General features: G+C 56.1%; 17 protein-coding genes. 8 read left to right on the plus strand and 9 right to left on the minus strand.

The genetic code is table 11. From position 1 onward, the window contains the following. Nucleotides 1-3: 3 nt before the first annotated feature. The 5 genes from HNP46_RS28275 to HNP46_RS28295 form a co-directional block, all read right to left on the minus strand. Nucleotides 4-558 carry a rhomboid family intramembrane serine protease gene (locus HNP46_RS28275; RefSeq protein ID WP_184595685.1) on the minus strand — a complete coding sequence of 185 codons (555 nt, stop codon included), beginning with the start codon at nt 556-558 and terminating at the stop codon, nt 4-6. Between the two features lie 56 nt (nt 559-614). Then, nucleotides 615-1,301, minus strand: coding sequence for a PspA/IM30 family protein (locus HNP46_RS28280; RefSeq protein ID WP_184595687.1), 687 nt, complete (start codon nt 1,299-1,301; stop codon nt 615-617). A 14-nt stretch (nt 1,302-1,315) separates the two neighbouring features. After that, on the minus strand, nt 1,316-2,002 hold the full coding sequence (locus HNP46_RS28285; protein WP_184595690.1) for a DUF2170 family protein: 687 nt from the start codon (nt 2,000-2,002) through the stop codon (nt 1,316-1,318). Nucleotides 2,003-2,104: 102 nt separating this feature from the next. Further along, a complete protein-coding gene (locus HNP46_RS28290) occupies nt 2,105-2,695 on the minus strand; it encodes a hypothetical protein (RefSeq protein WP_184595692.1) in 591 nt (196 codons plus the stop codon). A gap of 220 nt (nt 2,696-2,915) precedes the next feature. Then, nucleotides 2,916-3,827 carry a sigma-70 family RNA polymerase sigma factor gene (locus HNP46_RS28295; protein WP_184595693.1) on the minus strand — a complete coding sequence of 304 codons (912 nt, stop codon included), beginning with the start codon at nt 3,825-3,827 and terminating at the stop codon, nt 2,916-2,918. Between the two features lie 135 nt (nt 3,828-3,962). Here HNP46_RS28295 and HNP46_RS28300 point away from each other — a divergent pair, with 135 nt between their 5' ends. The 4 genes from HNP46_RS28300 to HNP46_RS28315 all read left to right on the plus strand — a co-directional run bounded on the left by HNP46_RS28300 (nt 3,963) and on the right by HNP46_RS28315 (nt 9,571). Then, a complete protein-coding gene (locus HNP46_RS28300) occupies nt 3,963-4,691 on the plus strand; it encodes a peptidyl-tRNA hydrolase (RefSeq protein ID WP_184595695.1) in 729 nt (242 codons plus the stop codon). A 104-nt stretch (nt 4,692-4,795) separates the two neighbouring features. Then, on the plus strand, nt 4,796-5,623 hold the full coding sequence (locus HNP46_RS36100) for an ATP-grasp domain-containing protein (RefSeq protein ID WP_184595697.1): 828 nt from the start codon (nt 4,796-4,798) through the stop codon (nt 5,621-5,623). Between the two features lie 47 nt (nt 5,624-5,670). Further along, nucleotides 5,671-7,761 carry a hypothetical protein gene (locus HNP46_RS28310; RefSeq protein ID WP_184595699.1) on the plus strand — a complete coding sequence of 697 codons (2,091 nt, stop codon included), beginning with the start codon at nt 5,671-5,673 and terminating at the stop codon, nt 7,759-7,761. Nucleotides 7,762-8,026: 265 nt separating this feature from the next. Next, nucleotides 8,027-9,571, plus strand: a complete 1,545-nt coding sequence (locus tag HNP46_RS28315) for a hypothetical protein (protein WP_184595701.1) — start codon at nt 8,027-8,029, stop codon at nt 9,569-9,571. A gap of 928 nt (nt 9,572-10,499) precedes the next feature. Here the strand turns inward: HNP46_RS28315 and HNP46_RS28320 are convergent. The 4 genes from HNP46_RS28320 to HNP46_RS28335 form a co-directional block, all read right to left on the minus strand. After that, on the minus strand, nt 10,500-10,988 hold the full coding sequence (locus tag HNP46_RS28320; protein ID WP_184595703.1) for a hypothetical protein: 489 nt from the start codon (nt 10,986-10,988) through the stop codon (nt 10,500-10,502). Between the two features lie 76 nt (nt 10,989-11,064). After that, a complete protein-coding gene (locus HNP46_RS28325) occupies nt 11,065-11,415 on the minus strand; it encodes a hypothetical protein (RefSeq protein WP_184595705.1) in 351 nt (116 codons plus the stop codon). A 105-nt stretch (nt 11,416-11,520) separates the two neighbouring features. Beyond that, the gene (locus tag HNP46_RS28330; protein ID WP_184595707.1) at nt 11,521-12,636 is read right to left on the minus strand and encodes a hypothetical protein; all 1,116 of its coding nucleotides are present in this window, start codon (nt 12,634-12,636) and stop codon (nt 11,521-11,523) included. A gap of 239 nt (nt 12,637-12,875) precedes the next feature. Further along, nucleotides 12,876-13,061 (minus strand): hypothetical protein, encoded by a 186-nt coding sequence (locus HNP46_RS28335; protein ID WP_184595709.1) that lies wholly within the window; start codon nt 13,059-13,061, stop codon nt 12,876-12,878. A 195-nt stretch (nt 13,062-13,256) separates the two neighbouring features. On the opposite strand from HNP46_RS28335, the gene HNP46_RS28340 reads away from it, so the two are divergent. The 4 genes from HNP46_RS28340 to HNP46_RS28355 all read left to right on the plus strand — a co-directional run bounded on the left by HNP46_RS28340 (nt 13,257) and on the right by HNP46_RS28355 (nt 16,305). Further along, on the plus strand, nt 13,257-13,508 hold the full coding sequence (locus HNP46_RS28340) for an Lpp/OprI family alanine-zipper lipoprotein (protein WP_184595711.1): 252 nt from the start codon (nt 13,257-13,259) through the stop codon (nt 13,506-13,508). A gap of 130 nt (nt 13,509-13,638) precedes the next feature. Beyond that, on the plus strand, nt 13,639-14,082 hold the full coding sequence (locus HNP46_RS28345) for a hypothetical protein (RefSeq protein ID WP_184595713.1): 444 nt from the start codon (nt 13,639-13,641) through the stop codon (nt 14,080-14,082). Between the two features lie 235 nt (nt 14,083-14,317). Then, the gene (locus HNP46_RS28350) at nt 14,318-15,307 is read left to right on the plus strand and encodes a DUF6030 family protein (RefSeq protein ID WP_184595715.1); all 990 of its coding nucleotides are present in this window, start codon (nt 14,318-14,320) and stop codon (nt 15,305-15,307) included. A 2-nt stretch (nt 15,308-15,309) separates the two neighbouring features. Beyond that, a complete protein-coding gene (locus HNP46_RS28355) occupies nt 15,310-16,305 on the plus strand; it encodes a hypothetical protein (RefSeq protein ID WP_184595717.1) in 996 nt (331 codons plus the stop codon). The last annotated feature ends 3 nt before the right edge of the window (nt 16,306-16,308 follow it).

Here is a 16,308-nt window from a genome sequence, read left to right on the forward strand (position 1 = left end):
CAATTAGGTGGTAATTGCGCGTGCGCCCAGCTTTTCAGTCAGGTAGGCGTAGGCATAGCCGGCCCAGGCGCCGCAGATGTGTGCCTCGAAAGAAACGTAGGCGCGCGGCATGAAGCCCCAGATCATGGAGCCGTAACCGACGAGCACAACGGCACCGATCATCAGCGACTTGAAGCTCTTCTTGTACCAGGCGGTGGCCAGCAGATAGGCCCAAAGCCCGAAGATGAGGCCGCTGGCGCCCACGTGGTTTGCATCCCGGCCGATCAGCCATACGGCACCGCCGCCCACGACGATGATGAACAGGCAGAGCTTCAGGTAGCGGTTACGCTCGCCAGCGACCACCAGGATGGATAGCGGCACGAAAGCGACGAGGTTCCCTAGCAGGTGCACCATGCTGGCGTGCAGGAACGGGGAGAGGGCAATACCCGGCAGCCCGGCGACGGAGCGTGGGATGATCCCGAACTGGTTGATCCAGCCGGCGGTGACGAAGTTGACCATGAACAGCATCACCATTGCGCAGGCCGCCCAGGTAATGAGCTTTGTCTCTTTGTGCAGCATCTCAATTCTCCAAAAAGAAAGGCGGGCGCCCAAGGACGCCCGCCTTCAGGATGGCCTTACTTCTTGCTCAGGCTCTCCAGGATCGCCTTGGCGTCGTAGTTTTCGTTCTGGCCGATGCCGGCAGCCTGGAACTTGTCTTCCAGGCTTTTGCCGCTCAGTTGGCCGTCCAGTTCTTCGGCGGCCTCGAGCTGGGCGTCCTTCTGGTTCAGGGTGTCCTCGGCACGCTGCAGGGCGCCCATGGCCGAGTTCAGGCCTTTGCCGGAGGAGCCAGTACTGGCGCTGATCGAGGCACGGGATTCCTGGATGGCCTTGCGAGCACGAGTGCGATCCAGCTGGCTCGTGACCTTTTTGATGTCGCCTTCGGACTTGGTGAAGATAGTCTGCTGCTGGTCGCGGAAGGTTTCGAACTGCTTCAGATCAGTCGCCACCAGGTCGCGCTGCTGGCGCAGGTTGCCGATCTCGCCGGCAGCCTCCATGGCCAGGTCAGTCAGACCCTTCTCCTGGGCCTGGCGGCACTTGTTTTCCATCGACTCGACTTGGGTGTTGAGGTCGTCCAGCTCTTTACGCTTGAGCTTGACCTTGGCGTTGAGGTCGATCACGGCGAGGCGGGCCTTATCCTGGTTAGCCCTGGCTTCACGCAGGTACTGTTCGGCGGTGTCGGTGGACAGGCCGTCAGCGGTTTCTTCCATCTTGCCGTTGAAACGGTTCTGGATGGCTTTGATGATGTCTTTGAAAGCGCTCATGGAGGTGCTCCTGGTCAGTTGGTTTGGGTGTTGCTGACGAGAACCGGCTGGAACTCGCGCATGGCCTTCATGGTGTTTTCGGCCAGGGTTACCACTTCCTTGACGATGTCGGCCAGGCTGGAGCCGGAGCTCAGCGTGCCGTACATGATGTACCAGTCCTGCTCGTCTTCGTTCTGTTCGATGGAGACGGCGGACAGTTCAAACAGAGCGCGGGAGCGCAGAATACCTTCGTTGAAGGCAGCACTGTCAGCGACCTGGGTGACGGGGAACAGGTTGGTTTCGAAGAGCGTTTGCTCGCCGGCACAGGCACCGAAGATCTCCAGGTCGCCGTGTTCGTGGCTGACGATGTGGATCGACGTGTTCATGCCGCCAACTTGAGTGACGGTCATGCCCGGAATCTGGCCAATCAGGGCTTTGGCCAGGGATTCGGTGCTCCAAGCGGTCGGTGCGGTCATCAGTGACTCCAGTTCAGAGGGGGTGGTGCCGGCTTCAACTGGCCGGCGCAGTCGTTGTTCGATCCCCTTGAGGATCGACTTGTTCTCAGGCAATACCCAGGCTTCGACACGAATCAGGCCGGCTTCATGAAGGCGATCCTTGCGGGCCTTTTCGTAGTCGGCGGACGTCTTTTTAGGGATATTTGCACTTCGCCCGGTCAGACTGCCTTTGGCAGAGCCTTTCTGGGATTTCTTATCGGCAGACATCGATACATCTCTTCTGCAATTTCCTAGATATTATCGATGCGGAATTTGGGCGTCAATATCCTCACCGGTGAGAATCTTAAACATCACCGGTGAGGATCTGAGCTAGCGGTGCGGGGAGACGAAGGGGGTGCCGTTGAGACCATCCAGCGGATGATATTCCTTGAGCGCCAGGATCACCTGCGGGTTAGCTGCACGCAGTATTTCGTAGGGCGATATCTTGCTGGGGCCCGCGCCATTGGTGGGCTTGAAGAGGAGGCCGACGTCGGTGTGCAGCACATGACGGCTCCAGGTAGCTTCCAGGTGTGATCGGTTGTCCAGCCAATACGCGTAGTTGCGCATCAGGAAGAAAAGCGCGATTCCGCGCCAGGTGTTGTTGGAGAGGTCGGTATCCAGCTTGGCCAGGTGCGTCATCAGCGGCCCGTACTTCTTGAACATGGCCTTGCGGATGTCAACGGCCCAGCCTGCAGCCTTCTCAGGCCCGTTCATCACGGGAAGATCGAATGGGAAGGGCTGCTCCTCGTAGGTGCCCTTGACCCACTCATCGACCTGCTTGCGGCATTCCTGGCACATCCAGGTCTTGTACTCGGCTTTCTGCCCGGCGAGGTCGCGACGTCCACGATAGGTGAAATCGTTGAGTTCCGGGTGCCCACAAGCCATGTGGACTTCGCTGTAGGACTTAACCGCGCTGAGCATGTTTGCTCTCCATTTCCCTTCAAAAGGGAGTTAACGCTTTCTGGTGAACCCCGCCGCTGCTTTAACCGACATAAGCGTCTCAAGATCAAGCACGACGGGGATAACTGTGTCGACTCCGCAGTGCGGGCAAAAGGCAGTCTGCCCTTTGTCACACCACTGGGTTACCTCTTCGAAGCTCACGTGCTTCAAGCAACAGTAGCAACAGCCATTTCCCTCTGCCTTAAGCGACCCATAGTTCCTGGACGCCATCGGCATATAGAGCGCGGCCTTGTCGTTGCGCCCTGCGACGGTTGAACTCTCTTTTTGTGATGATTCCATGGTCGTGCACGGCCTCTCGGAGCTTTTGTTGGGATCGGACGTCGAGCTGTCTGACGCGCTCGGCGCTGATACCCAATTCTATGCCGATTTCCTTGTTGGTCGGGCACTTTTCGCCATCCTGAAGGTAGCGCATGGTGATGATCGATGCGGACTTCTCATCGAGAATATTGCTGATATTGCTGATCAGCTCGCCTGTTATCCGGGCGTGCTCATCGCGTAGGATCTCGGCCTCAACATCGCCACTTTGAAGACCCTCGTGGTCTTCAGCCTCCAGTGCTTCGCTATCGTGCTCGAGGTAGTTGTCGTGCATCGCGCTGTGCGCATACTTCACATGCGCTTCCGATACACCCAGCTCGGATGCGATGGCCTCTACCTGGCTCTGGCGTATGTCGGGCCCCACGCCGCACTTGAGCAGTCGCCGGAACGCTGCATGGAAGGGCTTCGAGTGCTCGGGAACACTGACCAGGCCCCAGTTGACGATGCAACGCCGGCCGCTCTTGTGCATCAGACGGACTTTGGCGTAGGCGAAGAACGGGTAAGCCCCGGTGAACTTAAACTCCCGAGCGCAGTGGATCAGCTCTTCCATGCATTCCTGGAAGGTGTCCTCCTGGTTAAGTCGGTAGCGGAAACGCTTGGCAACTTCGTGGCACAGCCCGCTATGCGCCAGCAGAATTCGTTCAAGGCTCTTGCCGCACCCGGTCTGCTGGTACTTGGCCACCAGCTCAGCGACTTCCGCGAACGACGGGTAGCCGAGGAGGGCGCCCGCGCACTTGAGGGCCTGGAGGGTGATCGGTTGCTGTGCGATAGTTGCCATCCTAGGCCGCCCATCTGAGTTGAGATGCGCCAAGCTTAGTGACAAAGTGACATGATGTCAACCTGTCACTAAGATGCTCTTTTATGTGGAAATTCCAACCCCCTGAGACAAAATTCTTTTCGAAGGAATCGAGCAATGCTGAACATCTACGTTCGCAACGACCTCAACATGCGCCTGGGCAAGCTGGCCTCCCAGTGCGCGCACTCTCTCACCAAAGCGGTGCTTGCGGGGTTCAGCCAGCGGCCGGATGGCCGGCTTCAGCTCACCAGGAGCGACTACCTCGTTCTGTTGGATTTCATCTGCTATCCGGAGGTGAAGATCAACCTCGTCCCAGAGCAGGAGATTCTGGCACTGGCTGGCAAGGCCCACTTGGTGATCGACAACGGGCACACCGAGTTTCACGGGGTTCAGACACTAACGGCAGCGTCCGAGAGTATCTTCCCCGAGTTTCGCGAGGAGACACTTACTGACCCAACGGGAAAGTCGGACGCGCCGATAAGGCAGTATCTGATCTTCAGCAAGGAAAAGAAGCCGTCCAAGGAGAGAGCATGCGAAATGGCCGCTCACGCCCAGGTACGGCAACTGGCAGTCGATCTTCAATGGGAATGCGCGCTCTTCGAAGGGGACTTCGTCGTCCTCCCGCCGCTTAACCCTCAGCTTGAATGCTGGCTCCGTAGCGGGTACGGCAAGATCGCAGTGTCGGTGACCACGCAGAAGGAGTTGGTTCAGGCTGACGAAAAACTTTGTGGCATCGAGGGCATGAAGACTACCCTAGTCGCCGTAGGGGACTCCCTTGCACTGGCCACCAGCCCGGCCATCGCCGCGCACCTTGCGGATATCACTGGGTCGATGAAGTTGCTCTGACCCACTCCCGTGCCTGTACGCAGCTCACAGCCACGTGTGAGCTCGTAATGCGCCAGCCACCTTCCGCCTGACCTACAGCCACTGTCGAATTTGAGGAGAGTAGGGTGAGTACCCAGTTTTTGCTGCAGCAGAGCATGCTTGAGCGCACTGGCCAGTCTGACCTGCCAGAGGTGCTCCGCGCCGCCGGCATCAGATTCCACCTGGTGGAGTCGTTGGACAGCTGCCGGGTGGTAGCTGACCAGGATGTCCCTCAGGTGCTGTATGGGGCCATCAAGTGGGTTGTTGATGCCAACAAACAGCTCTCCCTGATCCCTGGGATGTACTACGACGATAAGCGCTTCAACTGCTCTGACTACATGCGCCGGCTTCCCCTGGAAATTGTTGCGAATGGCGACGGTGTTTATATGCCGTTTGGCGACTTCCGGCGCCGGGTCGACCAGGTGATGAACCTTTTCCAGGTTGACGAACTGTTTCTGAGGCCAGACGGTGGGAGTAAGACGTTTACAGGCTTCACCATCACGCGCGAGAACGCTGCATTCGAGATCAGTAGCCTGGATCAGCTGACTGGCGTGGTTGATGGAACGATGATCCTGGTGGCGCCGGCAAAGACCATCTCAGCCGAGTACCGCTTCTGGATCGTGAATCGAAAAGTCGTCACTGGCAGCCAGTACCGGGTTCAGGGCAGAGACGAGACGTCGCAACACGTTGATCCTGCGTGTTTGACTATCGCAGAGCGAGTGGCCACGCTCCCATATCAGCCTGATGTCGCTTACACCTGCGACGTGGCCATGATAGGCCAGACCCCCATGGTTATTGAGCTGAACGCCATGTCCACCTCGGGCTTGTACGAGTGTGACCGTGCAGTTCTGTTCCAGACGCTGGCCGTAGCTGCGAAGCTCGAATATGATGGAATTCTGTCGAGAGAGGGCTGATTTTTCTTATCAGTCTGTAGGAAATGACCCGAAGCTATGGAGGCTATATGGGCGAAGTTGTACAGATCACCGGAACGCTGCAAGACGCATTCGACGACTTCTTCAGCGCCAGCCCGAACAGGCCAAAGCCCTATCGCTACCTGCCTGACCGTTTCCTGAACAAGGAAACATTCGAGAAGCTGATGGTAATGCTCCTTCCAAACGGGGTTAAACCAAAGCAATACGAAAAGATGCTGCGTGACTTCCTATCTATTGTCGCACCTAATCGTGAGGCGATTCGAAGTGTTCCAGTTGTAACATTGTTCCAGACTGCCTATTACTGCCATGAGACACGTGAAAAGTTTTACGATCACGTAGGTGTTTCTTATGGACAAGACAGTCCGCTGGTACTTGAAGAACGACTTCCTTCTCTCTGCGAAAAGCTGAATACAGTTGTTCCGGACTCGTTATGTGATCTTCCTGAGCCCCTATTGAAAGTTGGTGGGAATCTGGCTGATGGCGGGATGTATATTCTGTCGAATAACACGGCAGAATCCGACTATAAGGCCCTCAGTAGAACCGCTAGGGACTATGTTGATCTAGCTGTTAACTTGATACTTTCCAATAGTGGAAGGCCGACATTTATCAAACGCTATTTCGAAGCATTCCCGTGGCTTCGTGATAGCCAAAGTACGTTCTACAAAGCCGTTTGTGCATATCTGGATGAGTATGGTGATGCGTTCCTGAATGACGATGACACACCTACCTTCCAGGGTATTGTTACAGAGTGGACGGGATTCCTTGCCGATCAGGCTGTGGGGATTGAAAAGAACTACTCCAGTCGCGTCACGAAAGTTGCCCAAATCTATCAAGCCTTCCACACGATGGCCAGTGGAGCATACGGCCCGATCAATGCTTTCGACGCCGCCATCCGCGAGGATGCCAAAGAGATCATTGCTGCAGTTGAGTCCATCGCCGAAGCGATGAAGCCTGCCGAGAAGTACATTAAGAACCGGAGCTTGGCCGACGTTGCAGCTAATGCAAAAGAGCTGTTTTCCTACTCTTTCTCCGGGGTCAGAATTACCGAAGACTTCGTTGTCAAAGTTGTCGAGTACTCTAAGACTCGGCGTGCCTCCCTCACGACCGTGAAGAGTCTGGCATCTGCTGCCATTGACCGTGCAAATAAGATCGGAAGTCTCACCTCCAGAATTTCCGAGACAGTAAACTCGGGTGACTTGGAAGGCCTTTCCAAGCTTGCCGAATGGTCTACTGAAATCTCGGAACATGCCACTCACTTCTCGGGCGAAGTTGATGGGATTTTCGTTGCCTTTGATGCCCAGTTGGCTGACTTCAAGAAGATCATTGAGATCAAAGAAGCACAACTCGCACAAGAAAGTTCCGTAGTAACGCTTCAAGGCGAAGTTGGCACGGCTGGGCAGGCTGTTCGTGATCTGGAAGAGCGCCTCAGCAAATCCCAGGACGAAACCATCGGCCTCGGTATTCGACTCGCCGAGGCCGAGCTTGAGGTAAAGCGCCTGGCCGAGCACAACGACGAGCTGGCGCACGCGGAGCTCGAGAAAGACGAACAGATCGGCGAACTCAAGCAAGAAGTTCACAACCTGAAGGTGGTTGTCGAGTCTTATTCCTCACAGCGGCCGACAGACAGTGCCTTCGCCAATCTGCCGGTGGATGATAAGACTGTGCTGCGAATGATGAGGGGGGAAGAACTTAAGCCCGTCGAGATCCTGCGTGTTTTCGAGGTTATCGCACCTGATCGCGTAGTCATTCTGCCGTCTGCATACGAATCGGCAGATGATGCCGAGGACTTCCGCAACACTAAGCGTTTGTCCTCTCTTCTCGAGTCCTTGATCTATCCGTATCTGGAGGCCTTCCGTGAAGGCAAGCAGGATTCCGAAGCTCGTCATCTCCTTAACGGTAAGTACGGTGCTAAGGAGTCGACCACTGTCGAGAATAACAAGCGGCTGCGCTCTCTTCGTGAGTTCGACTACAACGGTGAGACTGTTTACTTCGACTCGCATGTCAGCGCAGGTGGCAGCTACGGTACCGCCAACATGTGCCGCATCCACTTCAAGGTGATCGACCGCAAGATCGTCATCGCCTGGTGCGGTGAGCACCTCGAGGTTGCCGGCACGAACTGAGTTGGCCTGGCCGGGTTCTCCCGGCCAGCTTTAACTTGGTTAGGCTAGGCTGTAGAATTGAAAGGGTAAGCGCTTGGGGCAAATCGTCGGCAGGTTATGAGCACCACCGAAGATCCAAGGGCAATGAAAACCGTTGAAGGCCACCTTTCCAGGTGGCCTTTTTCGTTAGAGGCTGGCGCTCGTAGGTGAGGGCAGTTGCCCGGTGGCGCCAGGTCTTGCTCCTCTGGTGAAATGAATCAAGGTGCCTAAGGCACGGACTTCTTTCATGAGCGATCAAATGCAACCGTCTTCGTCTATTCGTATCTTTGCCGCGCCGCTGGAGGCGCTCTTGCCCAAAGAGCTGCTCCTGGAGCTGACAAGGCTCAAGTACGACCTGGACGCCGGCAAGACCACAGGAAGCCTCCTGGAAGCCTTCCTACGCGCGGATAGCGTTGACACCCGGCTCTTGAGAGGAGCCCATGGTGATGAAGCAGCTGTGCCCACCGGGTGGACGTTTGCGACTGCTGTGTGCCTTTTGCGTGAAGCCTCATCTCACCCCCAGCGCGAAACGCTACTACCCAAGTTCAAGAGCATGCTGGATATCAGCAGCCCATTCTTCTACAACGGCGAAGCCACGACTATTGACGCCGGCACGATCATGGCGCTGATGTACGACTTCGAGCCCGAGGCCCGCGAACAGCTGATTCACAGCTACTTGCGCATGACTAACGCGCCGGCCGCAACTGATAATCTGAAGCTGCCTGACGGAATCCTGGACGCCACCTTCCTGGCCTCGGCCGTCAATCAGAAGTGCCTCTACGGAACCGATATCACCTGTGACGAGCTCGATTCAGAGGCCTTGGAGCTTGTCCGTCTAGCAGTCTCCCCGGATTACCTGGTCTCTGAAGCCCCCGAGAAGGCCGAGGCCTACAAGATGCTCCTGCGCAAAGCCAGGGGCACGATTGTAGATCGCGCCAATGTTAAGTTCAGTGAGGATTACGACGAGTCCTGGGACTACTTCGTCGAGGAGCACTACAAAGACGGCACCTGGGACATCGCCTGGGGACGAAATCTTGGCCGTATCGCTATCCAACAGGGTTACCCGGTGCAACAGGTCGTTAAGGGGCTTGAGGCACTCTACGGTGCCATCTATGACGAGGTGACCAACAACAGGCACCGGGAGGAGAAGATCCGCCAGATGGTGATCAGCACTCTGTTCCCGTTCCCTGATGCACTTAGGGAGGTCAACCCGACGAAAATGGAGTTGGTCGCGCCAGATATCTGCGACCGCTACAGTGAGCTTCATCCAAGTGATCACCTGAAGCTGCACTTTAGGCAGACTTACCTCAACGACTACCTCGATGCCCTGACGCGTTACGACGGGGAGTATTTCACTCCGTACCGCCTAATTGGAGCTGCTGCCCAGCCCAGAGGGTTCGACAAGTTGCGTGAGGCGCTGGCGAGCAGGGTTGGGACTTGGAAGAAGGACTTCATTGCCTGGGCCAACGAAGGCTGCATGGGGTATCACTTCGAGACGGGCGCTTCAGATCTTGTCAGCCTGTACGCCAGGAACCCGTGGCTCCTTTGCGAGCGGCCGGGGAGGATGGCCTATAACCGCATGGTGCTCAATAGCGGGCTCAATGGAGAGGGATTCAAGGGTAGCCTTCTGCGCTACGAAGGCTGCGACAATGACCTGGTCGAAATCCTGCGTGATATTGGCCAGCTCAAAGCCGACGTCCTGCGTTCCTGCCAGGTTGATGAGGCTGTCATCAAGCGTGTGACCAATCCCTTCAAGGCTGTTCCCAGCTCCTCGCAAGAACTGGGCATGTGATGCTGGCGCCCTGGCTGGTTTAGCAGGGCGTCCTCTCAATATCATCTCGCCAAATGCCTGCCGGCGGCAGGCCTCTATCTGCCACCTTCCACATTTCCATCCACCGATCGGAGCAGCAAACCGATCTCCTGCCTTAGATCGGTATCCACTACCGTGGGCCTTCTTGGTGACCCCTCGATTGCGATCAAAGGGAAGGGCAGAGGCCAAAATACACCCGCAATTGCGCCTCAGTACGCGCAGGCGATGAAATGACAGGGCAGGGGCATCTCGCTGAGGATTCAGAGTCGCGCCCCTTCAACAGCTCCTGGAAGCCTTCATGCTCGACACCTCCGGCCGCACTGTATTTATCGCTACCAATGACCGCGACTACCCGTTTAGATGAGGAAGGGGTGCAGGTGGCCCCTATCATCCACGGCCGCAGGCCTCTGATTCGCCCAGGCGAGGAGGGGAGGCTAATCGAGCTCCTGGAGGATATCGAAGAGATGACCGTCCTGAGCCTGGCAAAGTCAGGACTCACGTTCGAGCAGATGGATGCCGTCCGGCCAGACAATGACCTTGTTCACACCTGGCGCGCAGTCGACGGCTTCGACCTTTAGGCCAGCTAAAACCGGTGCTGGTGATAGACGTCACTGCCTGCTCAGCGCAGGCCCAAGCGGAACAGCATGCCCCGGCACAAAGCAAAAGCATCTGCCAGACCCGATACCCTCAAAGAAATACACGCCTAGATCGGTATCCGGTAGCACCGCCGTATGGTGCAGACCTGTTCTGACTCCCAGAAGCGGAGATATCAGGGGATAAGGCAGTTTTGATGCCAATTCTGAGAGTTTGACTACAAAGAGATGCCCCAAAAGCGAGGCAAGATGGGTCGGTAGAAGGGCTGAGGAGCCTGAATTAGATGGGCTCCTCACAAAAGCAGGTGCGTGCGAACTCAGGAGTTACTGGGTTCCTTTCCGTTGAAAAGCGGAGCGATGAAGATCAGGAATGGAAACAGAGCCAGCATAACGCGCGTGATGCCTTCACCAGCTGTGCAGCCCCAGAACAAGGGCATCCACTCAGGGAATCGCGATTTCTCGATGCCAAACGTCTCGATGACACCGGCCATACCGAGTGCGATGTAGGCCATCAAGCAAAGGACAGCTAGCACCAGGTATCCGATGAACATGACCCCCATGCGCCCGAGATAGCTACCTGGCCACATCCCATCGTCCGATGCATATTCGACCTGCGAGAGATCCGATTTCCGTAGATCATCGAGGACTGCAGCAGCAACGATGTCACGGCTGGCAGTGACAGTTACGTCAAATCGACGGCCGCCGGCAGTTACTCCCGTGAAGCTATGCTCGACCGTAGAGGACTCCTGAACCGGAATGATGATCGGCATGACATTCGGCGTCGGACTGGGAATGATAATGTTCATGAGACGACTCCAATCGAGAAGTCGGCGATTCTACTGCAATAAGATCAAAAAGGAAGCGCCCCTAAGGGCGCCCTGTTTACGCCTCGCCTGGCGGCGGAGGAGGAGGGAAGTCACCGGAGCCTTCTCCGCCTCGAGGACGTCCTTCCGGATGGTTCTGCTTCCACTCTTCGCGCTTCTGCTTGAAGTACGCCTTGCGCTCGTCTTGCGACATCGCATCGATCTTCGCCTTCTCTTCGGAACTGATCTGAGGACGGTGCTTACCGCCACGGCCTTTACCGGGCACGCACCCCTCGTGCTGTGCTGCCTCACCGCTGGCGCCGACAGGTTTGATCGCTTCATCGGCCATAGCCTGACCTGCACCAACCAGCAACCCACAAAGGGCGACAGCCAGTGTGTACGGTCGGGCAATTTTCAACATCTTCTGCATTCAGGAACCCTCAGTTGAACTTGCTCCAGGAGCACACAACCGATGCTAGGGATGAGCATTGGTGGGCTCAACAATTCCCAGGTAAAGGTCATGTAAAGGCAGCTGTTACAAAGAGAAGCCGTTGATCAAGAGCTCAGTAGCCAACTTGTCGTCCTCCGGGAAGCTTCTGAGCAGATCAGCCTCATCGAATACCAGATGCAGGTGCTTTCTGAAGTCAGGATCTTCATCCCTGAGAAGCTCTGCGACCGACGCCAAGGGGTAGGTGCCAACCACCGCCAGGCCCAGCATCATCACCGACTTATCTTCTGAGATCATCCACTCAATCGCGTCGTGGAGGCTCCCAGGGAAGAAGAAGTGCTCGCGAGCAGTAGTGGCATGGGCCAGCATGGAGAGTACACGTCGATTAGCCGGCATCGATGCCGCAGACTCGTGATTGCCGGCAACTGCTGCAGACACCATGGCCTGAGTCAGCTCGTCTTCAGGAATCCAGCCGATGGCAGCTCGATCCCTGGCAACCGCGATCACTCGGAGATCGTTCTTCTCCTTCGGTGACAAGACCAGCTTGTCGAACCCAGCATTGTGGCACTGGACTTCAAAAGGTTTCGCGTTGACCCGCCTGCCAGTTTCCAGGTCATGTAGCAAAGCTGGCTTCACCTTCAGGATGCCCACCAGGTCGGTATAGCCCAGAAGGCTGCGCGCCACATCAAGAGCAATCGAGTACTGCTCCGTCTCGATTAGAGCATCCTTTACGGCGAAGGTTAGAACCTGGGAAGAAACATTTACGCGGTCGAGCAACCCGCCCTGGCGCGCATACACCGCCTTCAGCACCAATGCCTCCGTGATCCTTGTCTCCGGGACATCCTCGATGTTGCGGCCGTCGGTGCAACATCTCTGCTCGTAGATTCTGACTTTCACGTGATCAGGGATTCCTGCCGCTTCGAGCTCTGAAAGAACGTCGGCCTGGCAGAATGCCGCTTCAAGCCAGAGATCTACGACTTCATCATCGCTCAGGCCTGGACTCTCAGATATCTGCACAACCAGCCCCGGCTCTTGTTCGATTGCCTTGAGCTTCACCTCGAGAGTGGCGAGGCCCTCAGGCAGCTTAAGCACCAACGAAGGATCTGAGGTCACGGCCACCAGCGCATCCACAGAACTGACCTCGTTCTGGTCGACGGAAAGGATCAGTGCAGGGTTGTCTCGAATCTGTTGATGCCAATACATGAAGGGCTCCTGGGGTTTCCTCATTTTGGCACGCGAGCCCTTTCACGATCACCCCGTCGATGCTTCGCGAAGCGCCCTAAGAGCCTTCATTCTTGATGCCAAAAAGGGGATACGGAATCTGGGATGAGACTCGAGAAGAGGAGGGGAAGGAAAAGGGTGGTTGGTTGATACCAAAGAAGGGATGGTAGGCCAGGCTGCGCCTGGAAGCCCTGGAATTGGAGACCTCCAGGGCAGGGCGATCAGAACGGCTGTCGCTTGAGGGCTTGCCTCTCGTGCTTGTGTCCACACAGCTTGCACTTGCCGCCGATGCTCACCTTTCCCCTATCGCAGTAGCTGCACCAGAACTCCCCGAGCCTGGGGCTGAGCCTCCTCTGCCGGTTCGTCATCCACCTCTTGAAGAAGCTGTTGACCTTGGCTGCTTTCATACCGACCTCCATTAGCCAGGAAATGACCTCCTGGCCACACCATGATACCCATGAGAATTCGCGTACAAAATGAGAACTGAAAAGACACTCTTTTTTGTCGTAATTGCAGTTTCTAAGCCCCATGCGCAGTGGTATTATGGGGATTCTTTGATGTGCTGTTTTGATTGCGCAAGTCCACTGATGTCGAGGATATCGATGAAAAACGTTCTGAAGTTCTCCGCCCTGGCAATGGCTGCTGTTCTGGCTACCGGCTGCTCCTCCCACTCGAAAGAGTTCGAAGCTCGCCTGACTGCCGCCGACGACGTCGCCGCCAAGGCCAATGCTCGCGCTGAAGAAGCCTACACCCGCGCCGACGAGGCCCTGGCTGCTGCTCAGAAAGCCCAGCAAACCGCCGATGAAGCCAACGAGCGCGCCGCTCGTATGCTGCAGAAGGCAAGCCGCAAGTAATACGCTTGCTGCTGTGAAAAAGCCGGCCGTGAGCCGGCTTTTTCTTTTGGCGCCTGAACTCCTGCTCCGAGTAGCCGAGACGCCTGCTCACGTGGAAAGATGGGACATCAACCCAGCAGGACTCGCGCTGATGACCATTGACCCTTCAACTGCCACAGCTGCAGCAAATGCCGAGTGGCCAGATATCCTGAAAGACAATTCTGCTATCGCTGAATACGTCTGCGAACTGTCTCCCTACGAGGTCGACGCGGAGATGCTCGAGGAGATGTTCCATGGCTCCCGCGCCAGGCTCCGCTGGGTAGAGTTGGCCACATTAATCCTTGCGCCTGAAGAGAGCCATCTCCCGAGTAAGACGAGGCAGAAGAGAGTCGACAAGCTGCCGATCTCCACCATGCCGCCGCTGCTGGTATGTGACCTACATCTCCAGGACGGCTACCACCGACTCCGAAAGCTTCTAAAGGAAGGTATCACCCACCACTGGGCTTATGTGGTTGAGGATGTGCCAGAACCTTCGCTGGAGGTTGCCCAAGCGCCTGCCTCCAGATGGGATGACATGTACAACATTGGCCGCTAGATCAAATCAGCTCGAAAATGCCGGCGCATAGTCGGCTTTTCCTTTTTCTTCTGGTACATTCGTCCATCGCCCAGGATGGCAGATCAGCATCATGAAACGCATACCCACTCGACACCCTCCGCTACACATCTGCCACTGGATGGCCGCCAACTCTCAAAAAATAGGTGACCAGGCGCAAGCTGCCCATGCTGTAGCCGCGTCAGTTGTTTACACGCTCATATAACAGGGGAGTTATATGGAAACCAACCTCATCATTCTTTCGTTCCTGTTCACCGTGTTCATGGTGTTCTTCTACGTGGGGATGACGCGCAAGCTCATGCGCTTCAAGCGCTACAAGACCTACGCACAGGTCATCTACACCAAGCTGATCGAGCACTACGAAGAGCTCTCAGCGAAGCGGGATGCATTGATCGTCGACAAGGGTTACAACGTCGTCGACCCGCAGCCCTGGATCGATGAGATGCACAAGTTCATCTCCATCGTCATCGCGCCGGCACTTCCTAAGAGCCTGCAGGCAACGATCAAGAAGAAAACCCTGGCGAGCATCGAGTTCTCCTCGTTCGCTTGCGCGTTCCTGGTGAAGTTGCTCGACGAGCCGAAGAAGCCTTCTGGATACGACCTTGATGCATTCACCCAGGAGCTCGAGGACACAGACCGTATCGACTCGTTCTTCAAGGGTGAGCCGGCGTACAACAAAGGCATGAAGGTTACTACTCGGCTCGCCGGTTTGATGCTGCTCATTGCCTTCGTCGGCCACCAAGGTACCGCCCTTGCCGAAGATGCGCAGGGTTTCGCGCCTATCACCGCGTGCAATGCCCTGGCTGATGAGCCCGGTTTCAGCCCATCGAACTGGTCTGAGCTCTACGAGGGCAAGTACACCTGCGGTACAAAGTACAAGGATCTTGGCCAGGGCGCGCTGCCCAACAACCTGTCCATGTACGGCATGGGCACTAAGGCTGAAGTGACTCGCGTCAGGTTGATGCTGAATGTCAACGTCAAGTCGCGCGCCGGGCAAGATCAAAAGACTCTCGCCGGGTTGTGCACCAAGATGACCGAAGCCCTGATCGGTGATGTTCCTCAGGGCTACGCTGGCAAGATCGCCGCCGGCACGCCGTTTGAATCGGACTTCAATGGCTACCGTGTTGCGCTGACCAAAGAGGTTTGGAAGACCGGTAAAGGCTTTGAACTGAACTGCATCGTGGCAACCAAGTACCACAAGGAATGACGATGACTACTCAATCGAGCAAGAAGCTCTCTCACTCGGACATCTTCTGGTGGGTCGGTACTGCAGCCCTGGTCGTTATCGGCGCCGGTAGTTTCCGTGTCAGCTGGGCCGCCGGCCTGTTCATGATCGCCATTGCCGCGATGATCTCCCCGTTCGTGTTCCAGAAGATCCTGGCCAAGCTCGGAATAGCTGATCGCATCCAGATCCGAGTTTTCATCACGTGGATCGCAATCGTCGGCACCACGATTATCTACATGGGTCAGTTAACACACCTGAAGCACCAGGAAGAGGCTCGACTCGCAGCCGAGCAAAAGCAGCGGGCCGAGCAAGCGGCAATCGCTGAAGCAGAAGCTCTGAAAGTCAAAGCCGCCAACTTCCAAGCCAATCGCACGGCCATCATGGCGGACATCAACAAATCGATTGAAGCCAAAGAGGTCGGGCGAGCTGATAGCCTTCTCCGGCAACAGTCAGGGATAACCGACCCTGAACTTATGGCTGCTACAGCCAAGTACAAGGAAATGGTTCAGAAATGGCAGGATGATGCAAAAGCAAAATCGCTCAAAGCCGAGCTAGCCAAACTCCAGCCAAAAGAGTACAGCCGTGCTGCAGATATCTACGGTAAGTTGCTGGATTTGTATCCGGGTAACAAGGCGTACCAAGTGGCGAAGGACAAAAACTCCAAGCTAGCTGACGCTGAGGAAGCAGCAGCAGCCAAGCGTCGCATTGAAGAAACTAAACAAGCTGAACGCACCAAGAAAATTGAGGCTCAATTCAGCGGATGGGATGGTTCACATCGCGGGTTGGAGCGAGTTGCCAAAAGCATGATGAAGAATCCTGATAGCTTCGAGCACGTGGAAACCAGATATAGTGACAAGGGTAAGTACATTAGGGTTGGAATGACCTACCGTGGAACAAACTCCTTCGGCGCTGTTGTCCCTGGCACCATCGTGGCCGATTTCGATCTGGAAGGTAACCTTATCAAGATCGTTTCCCAGTGACTG

The organism is Pseudomonas nitroreducens (genome assembly GCF_014204515.1).
Lineage (GTDB): Bacteria > Pseudomonadota > Gammaproteobacteria > Pseudomonadales > Pseudomonadaceae > Pseudomonas > Pseudomonas nitritireducens_A.